The sequence below is a fragment of the Pseudomonas sp. R4-15 genome (assembly GCF_055768815.1).
The window spans coordinates 348,048-371,213 of the sequence record NZ_CM147293.1 but is presented as its reverse complement, the minus strand read 5'-3'; the positions used below and the strand labels follow the sequence as shown (position 1 = coordinate 371,213).

At 66.8% G+C, this 23,166-nt stretch carries 22 protein-coding genes and 1 pseudogene; 16 read left to right on the top strand and 7 right to left on the bottom strand.

The genetic code is table 11. The annotated features are described in order from the left end of the window. Window positions 1-56 precede the first annotated feature (56 nt). The 4 genes and pseudogenes from ACYRGX_RS01845 to ACYRGX_RS01830 all read left to right on the top strand — a co-directional run bounded on the left by ACYRGX_RS01845 (window position 57) and on the right by ACYRGX_RS01830 (window position 3,455). Entirely contained in the window at window positions 57-1,049 is a 993-nt protein-coding gene (locus ACYRGX_RS01845) for a ketopantoate reductase family protein (RefSeq protein WP_473054916.1), read from the top strand. A gap of 25 nt (window positions 1,050-1,074) precedes the next feature. After that, window positions 1,075-1,842, top strand: a complete 768-nt coding sequence (locus ACYRGX_RS01840) for a class II aldolase/adducin family protein (RefSeq protein ID WP_473054915.1) — start codon at window positions 1,075-1,077, stop codon at window positions 1,840-1,842. A gap of 59 nt (window positions 1,843-1,901) precedes the next feature. After that, window positions 1,902-2,192, top strand: a pseudogene (locus tag ACYRGX_RS01835) (PAS domain-containing protein); the annotation flags it as partial. After that, window positions 2,184-3,455 (top strand): methyl-accepting chemotaxis protein, encoded by a 1,272-nt coding sequence (locus ACYRGX_RS01830; protein WP_473056614.1) that lies wholly within the window; start codon window positions 2,184-2,186, stop codon window positions 3,453-3,455. The pseudogene ACYRGX_RS01835 and the gene ACYRGX_RS01830, both read left to right, overlap by 9 nt. Here ACYRGX_RS01830 and ACYRGX_RS01825 read toward each other — a convergent pair. Beyond that, window positions 3,388-4,239 carry a substrate-binding periplasmic protein gene (locus tag ACYRGX_RS01825; RefSeq protein WP_473054914.1) on the bottom strand — a complete coding sequence of 284 codons (852 nt, stop codon included), beginning with the start codon at window positions 4,237-4,239 and terminating at the stop codon, window positions 3,388-3,390. The genes ACYRGX_RS01830 and ACYRGX_RS01825 overlap by 68 nt on opposite strands. Window positions 4,240-4,416: 177 nt before the next feature. Between ACYRGX_RS01825 and ACYRGX_RS01820 the strand changes: the two genes are divergently transcribed. From ACYRGX_RS01820 to ACYRGX_RS01810, 3 genes are all read left to right on the top strand, one after another. Continuing rightward, complete coding sequence (locus ACYRGX_RS01820; protein WP_473054913.1) at window positions 4,417-6,117, top strand: GMC family oxidoreductase; 1,701 nt, start codon at window positions 4,417-4,419, stop codon at window positions 6,115-6,117. A gap of 79 nt (window positions 6,118-6,196) precedes the next feature. After that, on the top strand, window positions 6,197-7,084 hold the full coding sequence (locus ACYRGX_RS01815; protein ID WP_473054912.1) for a SphA family protein: 888 nt from the start codon (window positions 6,197-6,199) through the stop codon (window positions 7,082-7,084). Window positions 7,085-7,110: 26 nt separating this feature from the next. Next, window positions 7,111-8,595 carry an aldehyde dehydrogenase family protein gene (locus ACYRGX_RS01810; protein WP_473054911.1) on the top strand — a complete coding sequence of 495 codons (1,485 nt, stop codon included), beginning with the start codon at window positions 7,111-7,113 and terminating at the stop codon, window positions 8,593-8,595. 63 nt (window positions 8,596-8,658) lie between these two features. Here the strand turns inward: ACYRGX_RS01810 and ACYRGX_RS01805 are convergent, their stop codons facing one another. Together ACYRGX_RS01805 and ACYRGX_RS01800 are read right to left on the bottom strand one after the other, a co-directional pair. Next, on the bottom strand, window positions 8,659-9,957 hold the full coding sequence (locus ACYRGX_RS01805; protein WP_473054910.1) for an SLC13 family permease: 1,299 nt from the start codon (window positions 9,955-9,957) through the stop codon (window positions 8,659-8,661). A 14-nt stretch (window positions 9,958-9,971) separates the two neighbouring features. Continuing rightward, window positions 9,972-10,796 carry an amidohydrolase family protein gene (locus ACYRGX_RS01800; protein WP_473054909.1) on the bottom strand — a complete coding sequence of 275 codons (825 nt, stop codon included), beginning with the start codon at window positions 10,794-10,796 and terminating at the stop codon, window positions 9,972-9,974. A gap of 186 nt (window positions 10,797-10,982) precedes the next feature. On the opposite strand from ACYRGX_RS01800, the gene ACYRGX_RS01795 reads away from it, so the two are divergent. The 5 genes from ACYRGX_RS01795 (at window position 10,983) to ACYRGX_RS01775 (ending at window position 15,634) form a co-directional block, all read left to right on the top strand. Continuing rightward, a complete protein-coding gene (locus tag ACYRGX_RS01795; RefSeq protein ID WP_473054908.1) occupies window positions 10,983-11,720 on the top strand; it encodes a GntR family transcriptional regulator in 738 nt (245 codons plus the stop codon). 96 nt (window positions 11,721-11,816) lie between these two features. After that, window positions 11,817-12,695, top strand: a complete 879-nt coding sequence (locus tag ACYRGX_RS01790) for a CHAD domain-containing protein (RefSeq protein ID WP_473054907.1) — start codon at window positions 11,817-11,819, stop codon at window positions 12,693-12,695. Between the two features lie 430 nt (window positions 12,696-13,125). Beyond that, window positions 13,126-13,791: a TIGR04211 family SH3 domain-containing protein gene (locus tag ACYRGX_RS01785; RefSeq protein WP_473054906.1), complete on the top strand. Its 666-nt coding sequence runs from the start codon at window positions 13,126-13,128 to the stop codon at window positions 13,789-13,791. A gap of 30 nt (window positions 13,792-13,821) precedes the next feature. Then, window positions 13,822-15,252, top strand: coding sequence for a cardiolipin synthase (cls, locus tag ACYRGX_RS01780; RefSeq protein ID WP_473054905.1), 1,431 nt, complete (start codon window positions 13,822-13,824; stop codon window positions 15,250-15,252). A gap of 190 nt (window positions 15,253-15,442) precedes the next feature. Next, the gene (locus ACYRGX_RS01775) at window positions 15,443-15,634 is read left to right on the top strand and encodes a hypothetical protein (protein WP_473054904.1); all 192 of its coding nucleotides are present in this window, start codon (window positions 15,443-15,445) and stop codon (window positions 15,632-15,634) included. Between the two features lie 48 nt (window positions 15,635-15,682). On the opposite strand, the gene gbcA is transcribed toward ACYRGX_RS01775, so the two are convergent. Then, window positions 15,683-16,969 (bottom strand): glycine-betaine demethylase subunit GbcA, encoded by a 1,287-nt coding sequence (gene gbcA / locus ACYRGX_RS01770; RefSeq protein WP_473054903.1) that lies wholly within the window; start codon window positions 16,967-16,969, stop codon window positions 15,683-15,685. A gap of 344 nt (window positions 16,970-17,313) precedes the next feature. Here gbcA and gbcB point away from each other — a divergent pair, with 344 nt between their 5' ends. Next, window positions 17,314-18,429: a glycine-betaine demethylase subunit GbcB gene (gene gbcB / locus ACYRGX_RS01765; protein ID WP_473054902.1), complete on the top strand. Its 1,116-nt coding sequence runs from the start codon at window positions 17,314-17,316 to the stop codon at window positions 18,427-18,429. A gap of 1 nt (window position 18,430) precedes the next feature. On the opposite strand, the gene ACYRGX_RS01760 is transcribed toward gbcB, so the two are convergent. The 3 genes from ACYRGX_RS01760 to ACYRGX_RS01750 are packed head-to-tail and all read right to left on the bottom strand — an operon-like array spanning window position 18,431 to window position 20,100. After that, window positions 18,431-18,634 carry a hypothetical protein gene (locus ACYRGX_RS01760; protein WP_473054901.1) on the bottom strand — a complete coding sequence of 68 codons (204 nt, stop codon included), beginning with the start codon at window positions 18,632-18,634 and terminating at the stop codon, window positions 18,431-18,433. 60 nt (window positions 18,635-18,694) lie between these two features. Beyond that, complete coding sequence (locus tag ACYRGX_RS01755; RefSeq protein ID WP_473054900.1) at window positions 18,695-19,060, bottom strand: glyoxalase superfamily protein; 366 nt, start codon at window positions 19,058-19,060, stop codon at window positions 18,695-18,697. Further along, window positions 19,057-20,100: a threonine aldolase family protein gene (locus ACYRGX_RS01750; protein ID WP_473054899.1), complete on the bottom strand. Its 1,044-nt coding sequence runs from the start codon at window positions 20,098-20,100 to the stop codon at window positions 19,057-19,059. Before ACYRGX_RS01750 ends, ACYRGX_RS01755 begins: the two co-directional genes overlap by 4 nt. Window positions 20,101-20,121: 21 nt before the next feature. Here ACYRGX_RS01750 and ACYRGX_RS01745 point away from each other — a divergent pair, with 21 nt between their 5' ends. The 3 genes from ACYRGX_RS01745 to glyA all read left to right on the top strand — a co-directional run bounded on the left by ACYRGX_RS01745 (window position 20,122) and on the right by glyA (window position 23,152). Further along, the gene (locus ACYRGX_RS01745; protein ID WP_473054898.1) at window positions 20,122-20,844 is read left to right on the top strand and encodes a TraX family protein; all 723 of its coding nucleotides are present in this window, start codon (window positions 20,122-20,124) and stop codon (window positions 20,842-20,844) included. 290 nt (window positions 20,845-21,134) lie between these two features. Then, window positions 21,135-21,440, top strand: a complete 306-nt coding sequence (locus ACYRGX_RS01740) for a hypothetical protein (RefSeq protein WP_473054897.1) — start codon at window positions 21,135-21,137, stop codon at window positions 21,438-21,440. A gap of 458 nt (window positions 21,441-21,898) precedes the next feature. Beyond that, the gene (glyA, locus tag ACYRGX_RS01735; protein WP_473054896.1) at window positions 21,899-23,152 is read left to right on the top strand and encodes a serine hydroxymethyltransferase; all 1,254 of its coding nucleotides are present in this window, start codon (window positions 21,899-21,901) and stop codon (window positions 23,150-23,152) included. Window positions 23,153-23,166: the final 14 nt, after the last annotated feature.

Sequence of the window (23,166 nt, the reverse complement as noted above, 5' to 3'; positions counted from 1 at the left end):
CCGCGGCGCGCGGCGCGCTGGCGCCGCGTCCTCTGATGATTGGACAGGAGCACGACATGGCTTCGCATTCCCCCCTGCGCGTGTGCATCGTCGGCGCTGGCGCCATCGGTTGCACGCTGGCCGCGCGCCTCGCCGAGAGCGGCCAGCCGGTCAGCCTGCTGGCGCGCGGCACTACCCTGGCTGCGCTGCGCAGCCAGGGCATTCGCCTCAGCGACCTGGACGGCGAACACGCGGTGAGCGTCACGGCGAGCGACGACTGCGCGCAACTCGGCGAGCAGGAGCTGATCCTCCTCTGCACCAAGGCGCCGGCGCTGGCCGACCTGCTGCCGACCCTCGGCCCGCTGCTGGGCCCGGAGACGGTGGTGGTGCCAGTGGTCAACGGTGTGCCCTGGTGGTACTTCCATGGCGTCGAGGGGCGCTTCGCCGAGCGTCACGTCGAGGCGGTCGATCCGGGTGGGCGACTCAGCGCGGCGTTGTCCCTGGAGCGCGTGATCGGCTGCGTGGTGTTCATCACCGCGGAAAGCGTGGCGCCCGGCGTGGTGCGCTCGAACAATCCGCACCTGATGATCCTCGGCGAGCCGAACGGGCAGATGAGCGAGCGTCTGGAACGGGTCCGCGCGCTGATCGAGCGCGCCGGCATCGAGGCCCGCGCCACCGAGCGCATCCGCGACCAGCTGTGGACCAAGATCATCGCCAACCTCACCTCCAACCCGCTGTCGGTGGTTACCGGCGCGACCCTGGAGGAGCTCTACGGCCTGCCCGAGCTGAAGAGCCTGGTAGCCAAGATCCTCCAGGAGACCCTGCTCACCGCGGCGGCCTACGGCGCGCGCATCGCCTTCGACCCGGAGACCTTCATGGCCCTGGGCGCCGGCATGGGCGCGGTACGCACCTCCATGCTGCAGGACTACCAGCAGGGCCGGCCGCTGGAGCTCGCCGCCATCGGCGACGCGGTAGTCGAGCTGGCCGGCTACCAGGGCCTGACCATGCCGGTCACCCAGGACATCCTCGGCCTGGCGCGCTTTCGCGGCGCCCAGGTCGCCCTTCACTGACACACGCACACCGAGAGCACGCCCGATGAACGCCATGATCCAGACCCCCAAGCCCGAGACCTGCAGCGACGAAGAGTGGGCGCTACGCATCAAGCTCGCCTACTGCTACCACCTGGTGGATTTCTTCGGCTGGACCGAAACCATCTTCAACCACATTTCCGCCCGCGTCGCCGGGCCGGCGCACCATTACCTGGTCAACCCGTTCGGCCTCAACTACACCGAGGTCACCCCGGCCAACCTGCTCAAGGTCGACCTCGACGGGCACAAGCTGGAGGACTCGCCCTACGACGCCAACCCTGCCGGCTTCGCCCTGCACTCGGCGGTGCACGGCGCGCGCGACGACATCCACTGCGTCATCCACACCCACACCACGCCGGTCTCCGCCGTGGTGCAGAAGAAGCGCGCCTTCACCCACGACGACTTCTACGGCGCGCAGCTCTACGGGCGCATCGGTTACCACACCTTCGAGGGCATCACCCTGTTCCCCGAGGAAAAGGTGCGGATGATCGAGAGCCTGGGCGACAAGCACATCCTGGTGCTGCGCAACCACGGTATCGCGGTGGGCGAGAGCAGCATCGAGAAGACCTTCTTCCTGCTCTGGACGGTGCAGCGCGCCGCCGAGAACCAGCTCGCCGCCGGCGCCCTGGGCGGCGAGGACAACCCGCTGCAGGACGGCATCGCCGAGAAGTGCGCCCACCTCACCGCCATGCTGATCCGCGAGAGCGGCTTCGCCACCAAGTTCTTCGACGCCATGGTGCGCAAGCTGATCGCCGAGCGTGGCCAACCCTTCTAGCGTCGCGATGCTAATGATCCGGGCCCCGCGCTGTGGGGCTCCCTTCCCGGAGACCGCCGATGAATGCCGCCGTGCGTGCCGATCTCGCCTTTGCCGAACCGCCGATTTCCCGCCTGGACCCCCAGGGCCTGCTGGAAACCTGCAACCCCGCCTATCTGGCCATGTGCGGCCGGCGCCGCGAGGAGCTGTTCGGTCAGCCCCATGAGTGCATCAACGACCCGCGGGTGCCGCCGCAGGTGCTCGCCGGCATGTGGCGGACCTTGCGCGACGGGCGCCCCTGGTGCGGACCGATGCGTATTCGCCGGGCGGATGGCGCGTCCGCCTGGTACCGGCTGTACGTGATGCCGCTGATCGACGATGGCCGCCTGACCGCCCTGGGTACCGTCTATCTGCCGATCGAGTCCGGGCTGAGCGCACGCGCCGAGGCGCTCTATGCGCGGCTGGCTGGCGGGCGCAATGGCTGGCGCCTGGCGCAACGGCTGCGCGGCGCGCTGGCCCTGCATGCCGGGCGTGGCCTGGCGGCCGTGGCCCTGTGCGCGGCGCTGGTCGCCGGGCTGCTGCCCGCCTGGCTCGGCATCGCCCTGCTGGCGGCGCAGGCCCTGGGCGGTTGCATCGACGGCGTCTCCCTGCGTCGGCGGATCACCGCGCTGCTACGGCGTCAGCCCCAGGCGCGGGGCGATGCGCAGCTCGCCGCGCTGCACGGCGACGATCCGCTGCTGGCGCCCCTGGAGATGGCCCTGGACGGCCAGCGCGCGCGCATGAGCACGGTGATGGCGCGTATCTGCATCAACGGCGAGCTGCTGCGCCAGCAGGCGCACACCGCCTCCGAGGTGGTCGAGAGGTCCGCCACGCAACTCGACGGGCAGGCTCGCGAGACGGAGCAGACCGCCGCCGCCATCCAGCAGATGAGCGCGACCATCCAGGAGCTCTCGCGCAGCCTGCAGGACACCGCCGAAGCGGCGCAGAGTGCGGACCTGCAGGCCCGCGAGGGCGAGCGGCTGTCCGCTGCCAGTCAGGCGTCGATGGACGACATGCGCAGCGCGGTGCAGGACATCGGCGCGGCGGTCTCGCGCCTGGCGTCGGCGGTGGAGGCCATCGGCAACATCGCCGGGGTGATCCAGGGCATCGCCGAGCAGACCAACCTGTTGGCGCTCAACGCAGCCATCGAGGCGGCGCGCGCCGGCGAGTCGGGGCGCGGCTTCGCCGTGGTCGCCGACGAGGTACGCGGGTTGGCCTCGCGCACCGGTGAATCCACCCGCGAGATCCAGGCCTCCATCGCCAGCCTGCGCGAGGGCAGCCTCGCCGCGCTGGCCACCGCGCAACGCGGCGAGGCCGCGGCGCAGCGCTCCGCCCAGGACGTGGCGCAGGCGCGCATCGCCCTGCAGGGCATCTGCGAGGATGTCGGGCGCATCAGTGGCATGAGCCTGCAGATGGCCGCGGCCATCGAGCAGCAGGGGCAGGTCGCCGAGCAGGTCACCCGTCAGGTCACGCAGATCGCCGGTTTCAGCGAGAGCACCCTGCAGCAGGCCGGGCGCACCACCGAGATCAGTCAGTCGTTGCACCAGTTGGCGGAGTCGCAGTTGGGCTTGGCGCGGCGTTTTCTGCAGGGATAGCGACGGCGGTTGCAGCGCGCCCCGGCCTGGGGACGGCATAGCCCGAGGTTTCCTCGTAGCGCCGCTGGATGCGCGCCAGCTCGCCGGACTCGCGCAGCGCATCCAGCGCCCGCTGCCAGCGAGCGACGAGTCGCTCATCGCAGTCCAGGCTGAACGCGATGTACAGCGAGGAGCGATACAGCTCGACCGGTATCCGGCGCAGGCTGCCGGGCGGGATATGCAGCATGCGGCTGTAGTAGGCCACGCCTGCGTCGGTGTCGCCGACGATGATGCCGGTACGGCCGGCCAGGAGCATGCGATAGAGCTGCAGGCTTTCGCTGGCGCTGGGGTCGAGGTTGGTGAAGCCGGCGGCTGCGAGCAGCGAGGGCACCAGTCCGGCGTGCCGCGTAGTGATTCGTGGGGCCGCGCGCAGCGCGTCGAGTGAGTTCAGGTAGCGCGGTGCGTTGGTCAGCTGATAGGCATGGATCGACTCCTCCACGATGGGCCCGACCCACTGGTACAACGCCTCGCGCTCGGGCGTGCGGAACAGCGAGTACATGATCGTCCTGGGCTGGGTCTGCAGGATGTGGCTGGAGCGCATGCTGGGCAGCAGCTCGATGGGGAAGTGATCGCCGGTACGCGCCATGATCGCGCGCACGATCTCGGTGGACAGGCCAGTGAGACGACCATCCTCCTGATAGTTGTAGGGTGCCCACTCTTCCGTCACGACGCGATAGGTAGCGGCGCTGGCCCACGGGTCATGCAGGAGGGCGAAGAGCACCAGGGCGAGGATCGAATACTTCACGCGCAAGGCCTGGCTGCCGGGGAGGCTGGAAGTATTTTCAGCATAGTCGATGGTTGACGCTTTCAGTCTGGCAGGGAAGTACAACAACCTGTCAGCCTCGAACAATTTTTCCGCGTCGCCTTGGGTTGCAATGGCACTTCATCGAACTCCCGTGCAGGGATCACTGAGGCCAACACCATGTCTGACCAGGAATACGACTACATCGTCATCGGCGCCGGTTCGGCGGGCTGCGTGGTCGCTGCCCGGCTGCTCCAGCAGAACGCCGGCAGCGTGCTGCTGCTCGAGGCCGGAGGCAAGGACAGCAGCCCCTTCCACAGCATGCCGGCCACCGTGGTGCAGGTGTTCCAGCAGAAGTCCTGGCCGTACATGACGGTGCCGCAGCCGCACTGCAACGGCCGCGAGATGATCATCGCCCAGGGCAAGGTGCTCGGCGGCGGCAGCTCGGTCAACGGCATGATCTACATCCGTGGCCAGCAGCAGGACTACGACGACTGGGTCAGCCAGTGGAACTGCCCCGGCTGGGGCTATCGGGACCTCCTGCCGTACTTCAGGAAAGCCGAGGCCAACGAGAGCCTGAGTGGCGAATACCACGGCCAGGACGGCCCGCTGCCGGTCAGCGAGAACCGCTACCGGCACCCGATGACCATGGCCTTCGTGAAGGCGGGTCAGGAGATGGGCCTGCCCTATGTCAACGACTTCAACGGCGCCTCCCAGGAGGGCGTCGGCTTCTACCAGACCACCACGCGCAATGGCGCCCGTGCCAGCACCTCGCGCACCTACCTGAAGTCGGTGCGCGACGACGCCCGCCTCAAGGTGGTGACCGATGCCCTGGCGCACCGGGTGATCCTCGCCGAGGGCCGCGCCGAAGGCGTGGAATACAGCAGCAAGGGCGGCGCCACGCAGACCGCCCGGGCGCGCAAGGAGGTAATCCTCAGTGCGGGCGCCTTCGGCAGCGCCAAGCTGCTGATGCTCTCCGGCATCGGTCCGCGGGCGCACCTCGCGAACCTAGGCATCGAGACCCGCGTCGAGCTGCCGGTGGGCAAGAACTTCCATGACCACCTGCACCTGTCGCTGAACGCCACCACCCATGCGCAGAACAGCATCCTCGGCGAGGACAAGGGCCTGCGCGGGATCAAGCACATGGCCCAGTGGCTGGCCTTCCGCAGCGGCCTGCTGACCAGCAATATCCTCGAGGGTGGTGGCTTCGTCGACAGCCTCGGCGTCGGTCGCCCGGACATCCAGTTCATGTTCCTGCCGGTGATGGACAACTTCGACAATACCCCCGGCGAAGCGCCGCCGGCCGCCGAGCACGGTCTCACGGTGAAGGTCGGCCACCTGCGTCCCCGGGCGCGTGGCGAGGTGCGCCTGCGCAGCAGCGATCCCGCCGACCTGCCGTTGATCGACCCCAACTACCTCGGTGACGAAGAGGACCTGCAGGGGCAGATCCGCGCCGTGCAGGTCGGTCTGCAACTGATGCAGCAGCCGGCGCTCAAGCGGCTGATCAAGAAGGTCACCGCGCCGGAGGACATCGACTGGCGCGACACCGCCGGCATCGAAGCCTTCGTGCGCAAGTCGATCAAGACCGTCTACCACCCCGGCGGCACCTGCCGGCTGGGTACGGACCCGGCGAACTCGGTGGTCGACCTGCAGATGCGTGTGCATGGCGTGGCCAACCTGCGCGTGGTCGATCTCTCGGTCTGCCCGCAGATCGCCAGCGGCAACACCAATGCGCAGGCAATCATGCTCGGTGAGCGCGGTGCCGACCTGATCCTCGGCAAGGCAGCGCCGCTGCTCGCGGCGCCAGCTGAAGCGGCCCTGCACCTGGATTCGCTGGTGGGCGCCAGCGTCGCCGAGCGCGCCGAAGCCCAACGTTCCTGATCCCCCTTTCCCGCCTGGCGCGTCCCTTCGCGCCAAGGCCTCCCCATGCCCGGAAAATCTCGTTTCGAGGAGTCCTCCCATGCTTCCTTCCCGCTTGCGTCCCCTGTTCGGCGGCACCGCGCTCGCGCTGCTCTCCTGTCATGCCCTGGCCACCGAAGGCGGTGGCGGTGCCTACGCCAATGGCAGCGAAGGCTTCATGACCGGTGCGCTGCCGCCGCCCGGCAACTACCTGATCAGCTACAACACCTACTACCACGCCGACAAGTTCGCCAACTCGAACCCGGCCTTCGACGACTTCGAGGTGAGCACCGCAGCGACCATCCTGCGCGCCATCCACGTCAGCGATAAACAGATCCTCGGCGGCAACTGGGCGATGCACGCCTTCCTAGTGGCGGCCGACGTGGACGTCGACATGGGCGCCGGCGGCCGCCAGGACCGCGCCGGCCTGGGCGACTTCATCTTCGATCCGCTGGCCATCGGCTGGCACGCCGGCGACTGGCACTGGATCGTCGGCATGGACATCTACCTGCCCACCGGCCGTTACGACAAGAACGAGCTGTCCAACATGGGGCGCAACTACGTGACCCTCGAGCCCCTGTTCGCCTTCACCTACCGCAACGCGGCCGGCTACGAGTTCTCGATGAAGACCATGTTCGACCACAACTACGAGAACAGCGACACCGACTACCGCTCCGGCAACGAACTGCACGCCGACTTCGTCGCCGCCCGGCACTTCGGCAAATGGGGCGTGGGCATCGGTGGCTACACCTACAAGCAGGTCAGCGGCGACAGCGGAGAGGGCGCCGTGCTCGGCGACTTCAAGGGGCGCGCCACGGCCCTCGGTCCGCAGCTCAGCTACACCAGCGCCGGCGGCCTGAACATCCAGGGCCGCTACCAGCACGAATTCGACGTGCAGAACCGCCCGGAGGGCGACAAGTTCTGGCTCAACGTCGCCCTGCCTCTCTGATCCTCACCCGTCCCATTGGAGTCCCCATGAGCGAAATTTCCCTGTTGCCCGAGGTTCGGGCGTTCCTCACGCGCCAGCACGGTCACTACATCGACGGCGCCTACGTTGCCGGCGCCGGCCCCATCACGGCGGTGATTGACCCCGCCAGCGGAGAGCCCCTGGCGCAGGTGGCGGGCGCCGACGAGGCGCAGGTCGAGGCCGCCGTTGCGGCAGCGCGACAAGCCTTCCGCGGCAGCTGGGCGCAGACCTCGCCCTACCAGCGTGGCGTGCTGCTCAATCGCCTGGCCGACCTGATCGAGGCACATGGCGAGGAGCTGGCGCAGCTGGAAACCCTGTGCTCCGGCAAGTCGATCCACCTGTCGCGGATGTTCGAGGTTGGCCAGAGCGCGGTGTTCCTGCGCTATTACGCCGGCTGGGCGACCAAGATCAACGGCGAGACCATGAGCCCGTCGCTCCCCTCGATGGCCGGCGAGCAGTACACCGCCTTCACCCGCCGCGAGCCGCTCGGTGTGGTGGCGGGCATCGTGCCGTGGAATTTCTCGGTGATGATCGGTGTGTGGAAGATCGCCGCAGCACTCACCACCGGCTGCACCCTGGTACTCAAACCCAGTGAGTTCACCCCGCTGACGCTGCTGCGCCTGGCCGAGCTGGCCAGCGAGGCCGGGGTGCCGGCGGGCGTGCTCAACGTTGTCAACGGCCTGGGCGAGGTGGGTGCGCGGTTGATCGAGCACCCGCAGGTGGCGAAGGTATCCTTCACCGGCTCGGTGCCCACCGGGTTGAAGGTGGGGCAGGCGGCGATGGCCGCCAACCTGACCCGGGTGACTTTGGAACTGGGCGGCAAGAATGCCGCCGCACTATTGCCGGACTTCGACCTGCAGGGTGCGGTGGCCGGGCTGATCCAGACCGGCTTCGTACACCAGGGGCAGGTCTGCGCGGCGCCCGAGCGGGTCTATGTGCCGCGCGCGCGGCTGGACGACGTGCTGCAGGCGTTCGCCGCCGCGCTGGCCGGGGCGAGCATCGGTTCGCCGCTGGACGAGTCCGCGCAGTTCGGTCCGCTGGCCAATAAGCCGCAGTTCGACAAGGTGCTGGGCTTCTTCGCCAAGGCGCGCGAGCAGGGGCGTATCGTCTGCGGAGGCCAGGCGTTGCAGCGCCCCGGCTTTTTCGTCGAGCCCACCGTGGTGCTCGCCGGCAGCGCGGCGGACAGCCTGCTGCACGAGGAGACCTTCGGTCCGATCATCTGCCTGCTGCCCTATGACGACATCGAGGAGCTGCCGGGGCTGATCAACGACTCGCCGTTCGGGCTCACCGCGAGTCTCTGGACCAATGACCTGTCCGCCGCGCTGCGACTGATCCCGCAGGTCGAGGCCGGCACCGTCTACGTCAACATGCACACCTTCCTCGACCCGTCGGTGCCGTTCGGTGGGATCAAGGCCTCCGGCAGTGGCCGCGAGTTCGGCAGCGCCTTCATCGACGACTACACGGAGTTGAAGTCGGTGATGATCCGCTACTGAAAAGCAGAACGCCGAAGTCCTTTGAGGGCTCCGGCGTCCGTTTGCCGCGAGGTGCCGCGTGCGTCAGATCACGAAGGTCAGCGCCAGGTTGCACAGCAGCGCGGCGATGAAGCCCAGCGGCGCGGCGCGCAGCAGCAGTTTCGGGAACAGCGTGGCGCGGCTCTCGTCGTCCTGGCAGGAGCCGAGGATCAGGCTGCCACCGGAGGAGAACGGCGAGATGGAGGTGGCCTGGGCGCCGACCACGATGCAGATGAAGATCAGCATCGGATCGATGCCCAGGCTCGCCGCCAGCGGCGGCACGATGGGGAACAGCGCCGGGGTGACCACGCCGAGGGTGCTGGCGAACAGCGACATCAGCGCGGCGACCACGCCGAACGCCACCGGGATCAGCACGGAAGGAATGTTGCCACCGATCCAGGAGGCCAGTGCGGCGACGGTGCCCGCCTTGATCGCCACGGAAATCAGCATGCCCATGCCGCAGATCATCACGATGGTGCCCCACGGCAGGGTTGCCATGACCTTGCGCTCGTCACCCAGCTTGAGCAGCAGGGCGATGACCGAGAACACGCTGGCGACCAGGCCGATGTCCATCTTCTTGTTGAAGAAGGCGACGGTGGCGTTGTCCGGAAGGATCAGGCTGGCGACCGGCGCAGCGAGCACCAGGGCCATCATCAGCAGGGTCAGCAGCAGGGTGGTCTTCTGCTTGGCTTCGAACGGCGCCGGTGCCGGGCTGTCCGCGTCCACCTTCATGTGGCGATGCTGGCCGGTGAAGAACACCATCGCGCTGATCACGATCAGCGGCAGCACGAAGGTGGCGGCGAAGATGCCGGCGCTATCGATGAAGGCCTGCTGGTCGCTGATGCCGGCGTTGGTCATCAGCCCGCGGAAGATGATCCCACTCTGGCTGGACATGAAGTTGGCACCCCCCAGCGCACCGTAGTTGACCGCCATGGCGCCGACTATCAGGTTCATTCCAGTGCGCGTGCACAGCAGCAGGGTGATCGGCGCCATGAACGCCAGCACCGTGTAGTAGCCCGCGCCCAGCGCAGCGATCAGGCTGGCGGCGAAGAACACCGCGTACGGCAGCAGGTAGGGCGCCTTGCGGCAACGGTGGATGAGGTGCTCGGCGAGCTTCTCCAGGGTGCCGTTGACGGTGGCGAAGCCGTAGAACAGGCATACCGAGAAGATGATGAAGAAGATCTTCAGCGGCCACAGAGCGATCACTTCGGAGGGCGACAGGCCCATGGCGAAGCTGCCGATCAGGTAGGCGAAGGCGATGGCGAACAGGCCGATGTTGATGCCGGTGGCGTAGCCCAGGGCAATGGCCACGGCAATCGCGGCGACGACGATAAGACTCATCATGGTGGGGACTCCGCTCAGGCGTCGAGGCCGAAAAGGCGTACGGGGTTGTCGATCAGCACCTGGCGGCGCTCCTGGGTATCGGGCAGCAATTGCTGCAGGGCTTCGAACTGGCTGACGTAGTCGGTGCGCTCCTCGAAACGGGTGTGCGGCCAGTCGCTGCCCCAGACGAAACGCTGGCTACCGCCACAGGCTTCGCGCAGGTGCTCGAAGATCGCCCGGGCCTGTTGCGGGTTGGCCTGGCTGCGGTAAGGCGCGGAGAGTTTCACCCAGATCGGCTCGTGGGTCAGCAGGGCGAGGAAGGCACGCTGCGCCGGACTGCGCGGGTCGATCGCCGAAGGCGGCAGGCCGAAATGATCGATCACCACGGTGACGCCGCTGGCGAGGATGCTCGGCAGGAACATCGCCAGGTCTTCCATGCCGCGTTGGATCTCCACCTGCCAGTCGCGTGCCGCGAGGCGCTCGAAGAAGCTGCGCCAGGCCGGGCTGGCGTAGTTTTCCAGCGTCTTGCCGATCAGGTTCAGACGGATGCCACGCACCCCGGCCGCATGCATCCGTTGCAACTGCTCGTCGTCGATCGAGCGATCCACCACCACCACCCCACGCAGGCGCTCCGGGTGTCGACGCAGGGCGTCGAGCAGGTAGCTGTTGTCGGTGCCGAGGAAGCTCGGCTGTATCAACACGCCGTGGGACACACCGCAGCTGTCGAGATGGGCGAGGTAGCTGTCGACGCTGGCGTCGTAGTCCGGCGCGTAACGTCGCCCCGCGGCCATGGGCAGGTCGCGCGTGAAGATGTGGGCATGGGTGTCGACCCCGGTGACGGGGTACGAGGAGGTGGTCATGGCAGTCACCTGATGGGCTTCTTGTCGCGGCGTGTGGTGTGGATTCGCCGATTCTTGTGGTCATATATTCATATATATGAATGGTGAAATTAATCGGCGCAGCGATCCCTGTCAACACGCCACGTGTTGCCAACGGGTGCTAAAGTCGCGTCTTCTCAGGCTTATCTGTGGGAATTCGAGGGGAAAATGGCATCGAACAGGATGGGTGCGGACACGCGTTTGCCGCTCTATCAACAGCTTCGTGACGATATGCTGGCGAGGATCGCCGCCGGTGAATGGCTGCCGGGACGTTCCATTCCCACCGAAGCCGAACTCACCCGCCATTACGGTGTGGCCATCGGCACCGTGCGCAAGGCGCTGGAGACGCTGGTCGCCGAGGGTCTGCTGCAACGCAGCCAGGGGCGTGGCACCTTCGTGCGACGGCCGAACTTCGATGCCTCGTTCTTCCGCTTCTTCCGCCAGGTCGGCAGCGATGGCGGTCAGGTGGTGCCGCACAGCCGGGTGCTTTCCACTCAGGTGGAGGCGCCTTCGGCGCAGGTCAGCCAGGCCCTGCAACTGGCCGAGGGCGAGCAGGTGTTGCGTTTGCAGCGCCTGCGCGAGCTGGCGGGCGGCGCGTTGATCTGCGAATCCATCTGGCTGCCCGCCAGCCGCTTCGCGGCGCTGCAGGCGCTCCCCGCCGAGGACTACGCCAACCTGCTCTATCCGTTCTACGAAGCGCGTTGTGGCCAGGCGGTGGCTTCGGCCCGGGAGATGCTGCGCATCGAAGCGGCGGATGGCGAGCTGGCGCAAACCCTGGGCATCGCTGTGGGCGATCCGGTGGTGGTCATCGAGCGCACGGCCTTCGGTTACGACCGCACCCCCCTGGAATACCGCCTCTCGCGCGGCGCGGCGGCGAGCTTTCGCTACCAGATCGATATCTCCTGATAGGCATGTGACGCTTTTGTGAACTTTGCGCGGCGTCTCTGGTGCGCCACGGGGTGCCCTCGCTAGGCTGGCGATAATCCTTGTAGGGAGTGTGCAATGGCTTATCGACTACAGGCTCGGCGGGATTGCGATGCCGAGGTGCGCCGCGTCGCTGGCGAGCGTCTATCCAAGGCCGTGAAGGTGCTCAGTGAGGACTCGGCCGACGCGGCCCACGAAGCACGCAAGCGGCTCAAGGAAGTCCGCGCGCTGCTGCGCCTGGTGCACAAACCGCTGGGCAAGAAAGTCTTCGCCCGGCACAACCAGGCTTTGCGCGATCTCGCCCGGGTCCTCGCCGAGGAGCGCGATGCGCAGGCGTTGGTGGAGGCCTGGACCGCCCTCTGTAGCGTGGCCGCGCCGGCGTTGCAGACGCTGCCGCTGGAGGCGATACGCGAGCGCCTGCTGGCGCGTTGCCTGGCCCCGGCTGCCGCTCCGTCACGCGAGCCGCTGATCGAGGCGCTGCGCGAGCAGCAGGCGCTGAGCGCTGACTGGCCGCTCTCCGGCAGTGCATTCGCCCTGCTCAAGGCCGGTCTGCAGCAGAGTTTCGGCGACGGCCGCCGGGCGCTCAAGGTGGCGCAGCAGAAAGGCAGCGACGAGACACTCCACGAGTGGCGCAAGCGGGTGAAGGACCACTGGTATCACACACGCCTGTTGCGCGATGCCTGGCCCGACCTGCTCAAGGCGCGTCGGCGCAGCCTGGAGCGACTCTCCGACCTGCTGGGCGATGACCATGACCTGGCGCTGCTGCAGGGCCTGCTCGCCGCGGAGCCGGCGCTGTTCGGCGATGCCGTGCAGGCCGAGCAACTGACGGCCGTGCTGCGCGAGCGGCGCGCCGAGCTGCAGCGCCAGGCCTTCCATCTGGGTCGCCGAATCTATGCGGAAAAGCCCGAGGCACTGGCCGGGCTGTGGGCCGACTACTGGCGAATTGCCCGTAGCTAGGGTCTGTTGGCGTTTCGTTCGCGAGCCGCGGATGGCCGCCCCGCGTTCTCGCCAGAAATGGCCTGCGGTTAGGCGCAGAACGCCGCCAATGGTCACTCCCTTGGCAAGTCCTGCAACGACAGCGCAGGCCATTTCTGGCACAACCCGCAGGGCCGGTATCTGTTTTGGCGCAATACGGCGTGGCTCGTCTTACCTTTACCCCGGTAAAGGTGGCGACTCGTGCCTTGTCTTGCGCCAAAACAGATGCCTGCGCGGCCGTGAACGAAACGTCAACAGACCCTAGCCGCTTGGCGGGCGCGGCGGGAGCTGAGGAACTTTGCCGATCCTAACGGGTCATTCGGCTGGCCGCTGCCTGGATCGGGTGGCGTGTCTCGCGTGCCGGCGTCGCTTCGACCCCGGCTACCCTGCAACCGCCAGCCTACGATCTTGCATGCCCGACTCTCTCTCCTCTCTGTGTCCCCGTACCGCGCGCTCCTGGCGCCGGATCCTTCCCTCCTTACTGGGCGTCGCGTTCTCGTTGCCGCTTCTGGCCCAGGCGCAATCCTCCGATGACGACCGGCGCTGGGTCAGCGACCAGCTCAGCACCTATGTTCGCAGCGGCCCCACCGATGGCTACCGAATCGTCGGCAGTCTGACCTCCGGGCAGCCGGTACGCCTGCTGCAACAGAGCGGCGACTACAGCCAGGTGCGCAGCGACGGCGGCGATACGGTGTGGATTCCCACCCGCGACCTGCAGTCGGTGCCGGGCCAGGCCGAGCGCCTTCCACAGCTCGAGAAGCAGGTCAGCGAACTCAGTGCGCGCCTGGAGAACGTCGACCAGGGCTGGGAACAGCGCGTTTCCGGCATGCGCGAGACGTTGGACGCGCGCAAGTCGCTGATCGACGAGTTGCAGGCGCGCAGCGATGGTCTGGGCGTCGAGCTGGCCCAGGCCCAGGCGGAGCTGCGCGAGGCGCGCGCCCAACTGGGTAACGAGCAGCAGCGGGTACTGATGCGCTACATGGTCTACGGCGGCTGCATTGCCGGTGTCGGCCTGCTTGCCGGGCTGATGCTGCCGATGCTCACCCGCCGCCGCAAGCGCAACGACGTATGGGTATGATGATCGCCTGAACGTCGCCCAGGGTTACCCATGGAAGCCGAAACCCTCTATCTCTGGGGCTACCTCGCGCTGGCCGTGCAACTGGCCGGGCTGGGTGCCGCGTTGCATGCTATCGCCTCGGTGCGTACCGCCCAGGGCGCGATCGCCTGGGCGGTGGCACTGGCGTTCATGCCCTACCTCACGCTGCTGCCGTATCTGGTGTTCGGTAGCCGCCGTTTCGACCGTTACCTCAAGGTGCGCCGCGAGGCCGACCGGCAGATGCGCCGGGCCATGGCGCGGTTGAACTGGCGCCCGTGGATCGACGAAGCGCTGGCTGCCGAGCGCGAGGATCCCTGGGGCAACCGCCGCGCCTTCGCCACGCTCGCCGGCTGGCCGGCGCTGGCGAATAACCGGCTGCGCCTGCTGGTCGACGGCCAGGCGACCTTCGAGGCGATCTTCGCCGCCATCGCCAAGGCCCGGCAGGTGGTGCTGGTGCAGTTCTTCATCGTGCGGGACGACGCGCTCGGCAGGCGTCTGCAGGCGCTGCTGCTCGAACGCGCCGCCGCCGGCGTCAAGGTCTACCTGCTCTATGACCGCATCGGCAGCCATGCACTGCCGCGTCGCTACGTGCGCCGCCTGCGTGAGGGCGGGGTGCAGGTGGCGGCGAGCTCCACCCATGGCGGTTTCTACAACCGTTTCCAGCTGAATTTTCGCAACCACCGCAAGATCGTCGTAGTGGACGGTGAGTGTGGTTTCCTCGGCGGACTCAACGTCGGCGACGACTACCTGGGTGGCAACCCCCGACTGAGCCCCTGGCGCGATACCCATCTGCAACTGTGTGGCCCGGCGCTGGCCTGCCTGCAGGAATCCTTCGCCGAGGACTGGTACTGGGCGCGCCGCGAGCTGCCGCCGCTGCTGCTGCCGGACGACTATCCGGAGGACGGTGCGACCTGCCAGATCGTTGCCCCGGGCCCCGCCGACGAACGCGAGACCGGCTCGCTGTTCTTCGTCGAGGCGATCCATGCGGCGCGTCACCGGCTCTGGCTCACCAGCCCCTACTTCGTCCCCGACGAGGCGGTCTTCGCCGCGCTGCAACTGGCCGTAGCGCGTGGCGTCGAGGTCCGTCTGCTGCTGCCGTCGCGACCGGACCACCGGGTGGTCTACGCCGCTTCCAGCCTCTATGCGCGGCAGGCGGCGAAGATCGGCGTGCAGGTCATGCGCTATCGGCCCGGTTTCCTCCACCAGAAGGTGCTGCTGGTCGACGATGACCTTGCGGCGGTGGGTAGCGCCAACCTCGACAACCGTTCCTTCCGGCTGAACTTCGAGGTGGTCGCGCTGGTGTCCGACCAGGACTTCGCCGAACAGGTGGAGGCGATGCTGCTGGCCGATTTCGCCCTCAGCGAGCCGCTCGGCGAGGAGTTGCCGGCCTTTTGGCAGCGGTTGGGCATGCGCGTGGCGCGGCTGGTGGCACCGGTCCTCTGAGCAGACACATGGCCGCTCATGCCTATCGATTCACGTCGCGATTCCGTCGACGTGTGCGGACGGCGTAAAAAATTTTCGCAGTGATAGACCAAAATTCGACCGCTGATGGCATGATGGTATTCCGTCATTCAAGAACTTGCGTGACGGAAAAATGACTAACCGGTCGCATTGAGTGTGCATGGACGTATCAATGAAAGTCGAAGTCGATCACCCGGTATCGGGTCCTGCTCGCCACAGCTGGCGCTGGGCCTATCACAAGATTCGTGGCTTGCAGGTGGGGCGACTGCGGGCGGCCTATCGCGCCTGCCGCTACGTATGGCTGGGCGATACCGGTTTGTTCACCTCCCACGCCGGCTGGCGCAAGTCGCGCATCAGCCGTTGATCCTGTCTGCCGAAAAAAAGCGACCCGTCCGGGGTCGCGTTTTTTCGCTTAGTTCTTCACTTCACGCAAGTAGGGTGCCGGCTCCGCGCCCAGGTTGGCGAGCATGCGCTCGCTGTACCAGTCGAGGAAGTTGATCACGCCGAACTCGTAGGTCTGCGAGTACGGGCCGGGCTGGTAGGCGGTGGAGTTGATCCCGCGCTGGTTTTCCTCGGCCAGGCGACGGTCCTGGTCGTTGGTGGCATCCCACACCTTGCGCAGGTTTTCCGGATCGTAGTCGACACCTTCCACGGCATCCTTGTGAACCAGCCACTTGGTGGTCACCAGGGTTTCCTGCGGGCCGATCGGCCACACGGTGAAGACGATCATGTGATCGCCCATGCAGTGGTTCCAGGAGTGCGGCAGGTGCAGGATGCGCATCGAGCCCAGGTCAGGATCGGTGATGCGGCCCATCAGTTTCTTGCTGCCCTGGCTGCCGTCCATGGTCATCGACACGGTGCCCTTGAGCAGCGGCATGCGCACGATGCGGTTACGCAGGCCGAAGCTGGCGTGGGCGTAGGGAATGTTGTCGTTTTCCCAGCGCGTGGTGCACTCGGCGACCTGGTCCTTGAATGCCTGGCTGGCGCGCGGGTCGGTGACGTCGTCCCATTCCAGCAGGGTGTTGAGCAGTTCGGGGTGGGAGCCGGCGCAGTGGTAGCACTCGCGGTTGTTCTCCATCACCAGTTTCCAGTTGGCTTTTTCCAGCAGGGTGGTCTGCACCGCGACCTTGGCGTTCTCCATGTCGTACGGCTCGAGGTAATGGTCGAGCGTCTGCAGGAATTCGTCGATCGCCGGCGGGTTGTCCGACAGGCAGATGAAGATGTAGCCACCGGCGGTCTTCACGTTGACCGGCTTGAGGCTGTAGTCGGCCAGGTTGAAGTCGGCGCCCATCTCGGTACCGGCGAACAGCAGGCGGCCGTCCAGCTCGTAGGTCCACTGGTGGTAGGGGCAGACCAGCTTGGCCACCTTGCCCTTGTCGCTGACGCAGATGCGCGAACCCCGGTGACGGCAGACGTTGTGGAAGGCATGCACCTTGCCTTCTGCGCCGCGCACCACGATCACCGGGTTGTCGCCGATCTGCACGCTGATGAAGTTGCCCTTGGCGGGGATCTCGCAGGTCATGCCCGCGATCAGCCACTCCTTGCCGAAGACCTCCTGCATGTCGAGCTTGAACAGGCGCTCGTCGTTGTAGAACGGCTGCGGCAGGGAAAAGGTGTGGTCGCGTGTCTGCAGCATCTCGGCGGTCGCCTGGCGAGCGCTCTCCAGCGGGTCGGCCAGGTTGGCGGTGGTCTGGTCCATCGGTGACTCCTCATGGCCGCGCGAGCGGCCGCAAAAAATTGGCTGTGACGGTTGTTGCTACGCAAGAGGGAGAAGGCACTGGCAGCCTGCCGTTGGCTGGAAAAACGCGGCCTTGCACACGAATAGTTTTGCGATCCCGGCTGGCCGGCAGTGTGGGCGTGGCCATGGGCGGAATCATGTCCATGGGCGACATCGATCCCCATCGTTCCCGACTTGGCGGAATAGCGCCTGCTTGTGCGGTCGCGGCAAGCATGCCGATGTCGCGAACAGGTAAATGGGTCGCGAATCCACTCGGCAAGATCGCCTCCCATGAGAGGCCGGCGTGCGGCCCGAGGACCCTTGCGATGTCGACCAGTCTTTTCGCCCCCGGCAGCACCCAGCCGGTGAACACCCAGACCTGGACCAACGGCCGTCACCTGGTGCGCTGCGTCAAGGTGATCCAGGAAACCTGGGATGTGCGCACCTTCTGCTTCATGGCCGATCAGCCGATCCTGTTCTTCTTCAAGCCGGGGCAGTTCGTCACCCTGGAACTGGAGATCGAAGGCCAGCCGGTGATGCGCTCCTACACCATCTCCAGTTCGCCCTCGGTGCCTTACAGCTTCTCCATCACGGTCAAGCGCGTGCCCGGTGGCAAGGTTTCCAACTGGCTGCACGACAACCTCAAGGAAGGCGACCTGCTCCCCGTGCATGGGCCGGTGGGGCTGTTCAACGCCATCGATTTCCCGGCGGATAAGGTGCTGTTGCTCTCCGGCGGTGTCGGCATCACCCCGGTGATGTCCATGAGCCGCTGGTTCTTCGACACCAACGCCAACGTCGACATGGTCTTCGTGCATAGCGCCCGCTCGCCCCATGACGTCATCTACCAGCGCGAACTGGAGTTCATGGCCTCGCGCATTTCCAACTTCAGCCTGCACCTGATCTGCGAGCGGCAGAACCTCGGCGAGAGCTGGTCCGGCTACCGGGGCTTCCTGACGCCCGCCATGCTGCAACTGATGGCGCCCGACTTCCTCGAACGGGAGATCTTCTGCTGCGGCCCGACGCCCTACATGAACGCGGTGAAGCGGATGCTTCGTGAAAACGGCTTCGACATGAGCCGCTATCACGAGGAGTCGTTCGGCGCGACGCCCGCAGAAGTCGAGGCAGAAGTCATCGAGCAGGCCGAGCAAGCCGCCGACGCACCGGAAGTGCCGAGCAGCGAACAGACCCTGGTGGAGTTCGCCGCGACCGGCAAGAGCGTGCGTATCGGCCCCGGCGAGACGGTCCACGCCGCCGCCGCCAAGCTCGGCCTGCACATTCCCAAGGCCTGCGGCATGGGCATCTGCGGCACCTGCAAGGTGCAGAAGGTCTCCGGCGAGGTGGAAATGGCGCACAACGGCGGCATCACCGACGAGGACATCGCCGAAGGCTACATCCTCACCTGCTGCAGCGTGCCCAAGGGCGACGTGGTGATGGACTACTGACTCAGACGCCCTCGTCGCCCTGGTATTCCTCGGTGGCGCGGGCCACCGCCTCGCGCCAGTCGCCCGGGTCGAGCAGGCGCAAGGCGTCGACCAGGCTGTGGAAAGCGTCCCGGTAGCCTTCCGGGCGGTTCTGCGCGGCGGCTTCGTCGGCCTGGCGTTGCGCCTGGGCCAGCAGGCTCAGATAGGCGTTGCGATCAGAGGACATGCTCGAACTCCACAGGGTGGCTGGCGCGTATCCATTGGGACTGCGCCAGGCCAACCGCGTTCAGCCCTGAGCGAAGAACACCAGACGGTTGCCGAACGGATCGTGCAGGCTCAGTTGCCGCTCGTCCCAGGGCATCTCCACGATTTCCGGACGGGCGTTGCGATAGCGGCGTGCCCGCAGCTCGGCGGCAAGGCCTTCGAGGTCCGCGCAGGCGATGCGCAAGGCGCTGCCCGGACAGGCATCGCCATGATGTTCGGAGAGGTGCAGCACGCAGCCGTCGCGCGAGACCTGCTGATACAGCGGCAGGTCGTCGGCGAAGCGATGCCGCCAGTCTTCTCGAAAAGCCAAGAACTCCAGGTAGAACTCGCGCGTCTTCGCCTCGTCGAAAACGCGCAGGATCGGTGTCGCTCCGCCCAGGCCGCTCATGGGGCGGCCTGCATGGCGCTGCGGATGTCCGCGGCGAGGGCGTCGACCTGCGCCGGGTCGCTGTCCCAGGCGCACATGAAGCGCGCGCCGCCGCTGCCGATGAAGGTATAGAAGCGCCAGCCGCGCCCACGCAGCCATTCCAGCGCCGGTTCCGAGAGCTGCAGGAACACCGCATTGGCCTGCACCGGGAACATCAGGCTGACCCCGGGGACGTCCAGGACCGCCTGCGCCAGGCGTTGTGCACAGGCATTGGCGTGGGCGGCATGGCGCAGCCAGGCGCCGTCTTCCAGCAGACCGACCCAGGGCGCGGAGAGGAAGCGCATCTTCGAGGCCAGTTGGCCGGCCTGCTTGCAGCGATAGTCGAAGTCCTCGGCCTGCGCCTGGTTGAAGAACAGGATCGCCTCGCCCACCGCCATGCCGTTCTTGGTGCCGCCGAAGCAGAGCACGTCGACACCGGCCTGCCAGGTCAGCGCGGCCGGCGAGCAGCCCAGGGTCGCGCAGGCATTGGCGAAGCGCGCACCGTCCATGTGCAGGCGCAGGCCCAGCTCGCGGCAGGTGGCGGAGATCGCACGGACTTCCTCGACGCTGTACACGCAGCCGACTTCGGTCGGCTGGGTGATGCTCACCACGCGCGGCTTGGGATAGTGGATGTCCCGGCGACGGGTGGCGACCTGGCGGATCGCCTCCGGGGTCAGCTTGCCGTCCACCGAGGGGGCGAGCAGCAGCTTGGAGCCGTTGGAGAAGAACTCCGGCGCGCCGCATTCGTCGGTCTCGACGTGGGCGGTGTCCGCGCAGATCACACTATGGTAGCTCTGGCACAGCGAGGCCAGCGCCAGCGAGTTGGCGGCGGTGCCGTTGAAGGCGAAGAACACTTCGCAGCGGGTCTCGAACAGTTGGCGGAAACGATCGGCCGCGCGGCTGGTCCACTCGTCCTCGCCGTAGGCGCGGGCGTGGCCGGTGTTGGCTGCGGCCATGGCGGCCCAGGCTTCCGGGCAGACGCCGGAATAGTTGTCGCTGGCGAATTGCTGTTCACGCTGCATGGGGAATTCCTGAATAGACCGATGGGACATTTTAGCGAAACCACACGGCCTGGCGACGCCCACGGCGACAGCGGGCGCGATGCCGCGCTCGACCTGCTGAAATGGCTGGCGATGGGCGCGATGCTGCTCGATCACCTGCGCCTGGTCTGGCCGTCGCTGGCCTGGACCTTCGTTCCCGGGCGCCTGGCCTTTCCCGGCTTCTGCCTGGCGCTGGCGGCCAACCTGTCACGGAGCGGCGCGCGTCCGCTGGAGACGCCTCGGCTGGCGCGCTACCTGGGCGGGCTGCTGTTGTTCTCACTGCTCAGCGAACCGGCCTATCGACTGTTCATGCCTCAGGCGACGACCCTGAACGTGCTGCCGACCCTGGCGCTGGGTTTGCTGCTGGCCCTGGGCGTGGAACACGCGGGGCGGGTGCGCGCGGTGGCCCTGCTGGCGGCGCTGTTGGCGTCGGTCTGGCATTCGCAACTGATGTTCGGCCTGCCCGGCGTGCTACTGCCAGGCGCCTGCCTGCTGGCGCTGCGCGATGCGCGCTGGCTGTGGCTGACCTGTGGGCTGGCGCTGGCGGCGAATCTCGGCGCGCCCATGCGCGTGCTGCTGTTGCAGGGCGATGGACTGGCCTGGCTGGGCATCGCCGTCGCCGGTGCTGCCGTGCCGCTGGGCCGGCAACTGCTTGCGAAGGGGCACGGACTGGGCGTGCCGGCCATGCGCCGCTGGGCCTACTTGCTCTATCCTAGGGTCTGTTGACGTTTCGTTCACGGTCGCGCCAAAACAGGCACCGGCCCTCCGGGTTGTGCCAGAAATGACCTGCGCCGTCGTTGCAGGCTTTGCCAAGGGAATCACCATTGGCTTCAGCCTGCGCCTAGTCGCAGGTCATTTCTGGCGACAACGCGGCTCGCGAACGAAACGTCAACAGACCCTAGCCACCTGCTGGCATACGCCAGCCTGTTGCGCTGAGGGAACTCGTCGGCACCGGCGGGTTCGGATGCGTTACCGGCCTGCCTGGGCCCCCCTGTCACCACAAGGAGCATCATCGAATGCGTTATTCGAGCTTGATCGCACTTTTCGCGCCGCTGGCCTTCGCCCTGCCGGCCGCCGCGGCCAACTGGCCGGACGGCGCCCGCGAGCAGTTCCTCACCGAATGCGTCAGCGGTGCCCAAGGCAACGTCGATGCCGCCAAGGCTAAGGCGTACTGCACCTGCGCGGCCGACGAGGTCGGTAAGGAATTCAGCCAGTCCGAACTCCAGGAGCTGCATGCCAAGCGTGGCATGGACATCTCCCCCGAGGTCCGCAATCGCCTGGCCAAGGCGTCCAATGCCTGCCTGACGCACCTCAATCCCTGATCCCCCCGGCGGGGCGCTTCGGCGCCCCGCTGCGTTTGCCCCAAGTCCTTTGCACGGATTCGCGACTTCGTCGTGGAATGCCCTAGGCATGTCGCAAACAGGCATCCTGCTGCCCCTTCCCAGCCCTACCATCGCCGCAAACAGACCGCCCTTTTTCGGGGCCAGCGGCGCCTAGGGCCTGTTGACGTTTCGTTCGCGAGCCGCGTTGTCGCCAGAAATGGCCTGCGGCTAGGCGCAGGCTGCAGCCAATGGTCATTCCCTTGGCAAAGCCTGTAACGACGGCGCAGGCCATTTCTGGCACAACCCGCAGGGCCGGTAGCTGTTTTGGCGCAATACGGCGTTGCTCGTCTTGGACTTACCCCGGTAAGCCCTGCGACTCGCGCCTTGTCTTGCGCCAAAACAGCTACCGGCGCGGCCGTGAACGAAACGCCAACAGGTCCTAGCGCATGGGGAAGACGATGTTCAGCAAAAACGACCGTATCGAAGGTTATGACGACGAACTGTTCGCCGCCATCGCGGCCGAGGAGCGTCGCCAGGAAGATCACATCGAGCTGATCGCCTCGGAGAACTACACCAGCCAGCGAGTGATGCAGGCCCAGGGTACCGGGCTGACCAACAAGTACGCCGAGGGCTATCCGGGCAAGCGCTACTACGGTGGCTGCGAGCACGTCGACGTGGTCGAGAGCATCGCCATCGAGCGCGCCAAGCAACTGTTCGGCGCCGACTATGCCAACGTCCAGCCGCACTCCGGTTCCTCGGCCAACTCCGAGGTCTACCTGGCGCTGCTCAACGCCGGCGATACTATCCTCGGCATGAGCCTGGCCCACGGCGGCCACCTGACCCACGGCGCCAAGGTGTCGTCCTCCGGCAAGCTGTACAACGCGGTGCAGTACGGCATCGACGAGAATGGCCTGATCGATTACGACGAGGTCGAGCGCCTGGCCGTCGAGCATCAGCCGAAGATGATCGTCGCCGGCTTCTCCGCCTACTCGCGGATTCTCGACTTCGCGCGTTTCCGCGCCATCGCCGACAAGGTCGGTGCCTACCTGTTCGTCGACATGGCGCATGTCGCCGGCCTGGTCGCCGCTGGCCTGTACCCGAACCCGGTGCCCTTCGCCGACGTCGTCACCACCACCACCCACAAGACCCTACGCGGTCCGCGCGGCGGCCTGATCCTGGCCAGGGCCAACCCGGAGATCGAGAAGAAGCTCAACTCCGCGGTGTTCCCCGGCGCCCAGGGTGGCCCGCTGATGCACGTGATCGCGGCCAAGGCGGTGTGCTTCAAGGAAGCGTTGGAGCCCGAGTTCAAGGCCTACCAGCAGCAGGTGCTGAAGAATGCCCAGGCGATGGCCGAGGTGTTCGTCGCGCGCGGTTTCGACGTGGTCTCCGGTGGTACCGACAACCACCTGTTCCTGCTCAGCCTGATCAAGCAGGGCATCACCGGCAAGGACGCCGACGCCGCCCTCGGCCGCGCCCACATCACGGTGAACAAGAACGCCGTGCCGAACGACCCGCAGTCGCCCTTCGTCACCTCCGGCCTGCGTATCGGCACCCCGGCGGTCACCAGCCGTGGCTTCAAGGAAGCCCAGTGTTCGGCGTTGGCCGGCTGGATCTGCGACGTACTCGACCACCTCGGCGACGCCGACGTCGAGGCCCAGGTCGCCACCCAGGTGGCCGGTCTGTGCAGCGACTTCCCGGTGTACCGCGCCTAACTTCAAAACGCCGG